The sequence below is a fragment of the Achromobacter semiaridum genome, from assembly GCF_053543755.1.
On record NZ_JBLVOL010000010.1, the window covers coordinates 21,584 to 23,087 of the forward strand.

General features: G+C 67.3%; 2 protein-coding genes. Both read right to left on the reverse strand.

Annotated elements, in window-relative coordinates; all coding sequences use genetic code 11:
• Positions 1-132 precede the first annotated feature (132 nt).
• Positions 133-663 carry a copper chaperone PCu(A)C gene (locus ACNPP0_RS02840; RefSeq protein ID WP_332611329.1) on the reverse strand — a complete coding sequence of 177 codons (531 nt, stop codon included), beginning with the start codon at positions 661-663 and terminating at the stop codon, positions 133-135.
• Positions 664-739: 76 nt separating this feature from the next.
• A complete protein-coding gene (locus ACNPP0_RS02845) occupies positions 740-1,381 on the reverse strand; it encodes an SCO family protein (RefSeq protein WP_448704967.1) in 642 nt (213 codons plus the stop codon).
• Between the last annotated feature and the right edge of the window lie 123 nt (positions 1,382-1,504).

Genomic DNA, 1,504 nt, shown 5'->3' on the forward strand with positions numbered 1-1,504 from the left:
GGCGCCGACGGTGGATGTGCTGGCATTGTATGGCGATTCAGCGGCTTACGCTGACGGCGGGGGCGCCGTGTGCGTCCCCAATAAAGCCGGCCGCAAGCCGTCCGTCTCTCTCTATATATAGAGGACAGAGAATCAGTGGCCGTGCTTGGCGGGCGCCTCGCCGGCCTTCGCGTTCAGCGCGCGGGCTTCGACCGACACCGGCACCCGGTGTTGCTGCTGCTTGGCGTCTTCCACGATCAGCGTCACGTCGATGTGATCGCCCGGGGTGATCTGGCGGGCCAGGTCGATCAGCATGACGTGATAGCCGCCCGGCTTCAGGTCCACCGGTTGGCCGGCGGGCAGGGCGATGGCGGGCACCTGGCGCATTTTCATGACGTCGTCCTGCATCGCCATTTCATGCACTTCCACATGCTTGGCGGCGTCGGATTCCACGGCGACCAGGCGTCCGGCCTCGGGCGAGGTCAGGCGCATGAAGACGCCGGTGGCGTGCTGGTTGGGAACGGTGGCGCGCACCCAGGCGTCTTCGACTTTTACGGTGGCGTTGGCGGCATTGGTGGCATCGGTGGCCTTGGCGGCGTCGGCGGCATGGGCGGTGGCTGCAACGCCTGCCAGCACGGACAGGGACAGGGCAGTGGCAAACGTGCGGAGCGAAAAGTTCTTCATGATGGGGTCTCTTCTTTTTAAGGATTTATATAGACTTCCCGACGTTCCCGCCGGGGGAGTCTTGCGAAGCGCGGCCTTACAGCACCGTGCGCAGGTCTTGCACGCATTCGGCGGCGGACTGCGCGTGGCGCAGCGCGATACGCAGCTTGCCCTTGGCGTCGATCACGTAGGTCAGCGCGGTGTGGTCCATGGTGTAGGACGAGCCGGTCGGGACCTTCTGGTAGAACACCTTGAAGGATTGGGCGGCGGCGCGCGTCTGTTCGGCGGTGCCGCGCAGGCCCACGAAGCCCGGGTCGAAGGCGCTGGTGTATGCGCCCAGGATTTCGGGCGTGTCGCGTTCCGGGTCCACGGTAATGAACAGCACGCGCAGCTTGTCGGCGTCGGCGCCCAGCAGTTCCTTGATCTCCAGGGCGCGGGTTAGCGCGGTGGGGCAGATGTCCGGGCACTGCGTGAAGCCGAAGAACAGCAGGATGGGATGGCCACGGTAGTCGGCCAGGGTGCGCGATTGGCCGGTGACGTCCTGCAATTGGAAATCGCCCGTGGGCATGCCGGACAGGTCCATGCCCAGTAGTTTGGGGGCGTCGGGCCCGCAGCCGGCCAAACTCAAGGCCGCAACGGGCAGGCAAGACAGCAGCAGGCGACGGCGGGAGTCGGGCGCGTCGGTGCGCGCAACAGGGGGCGCCGCGCCATGGGGCGCGCGCGAGAAGGGGGAACGCATGTAAACCTCGAAGGCGGTCGTGTCGATGGGGCGCGCGGCAGCGTGCCGCGCGAGCCAGGCGGGATCAGACCAACGAGGGTGGGGCGCGCGAGCCTAGCGGCGGGCCGTGCGCGGCCAGCGGGG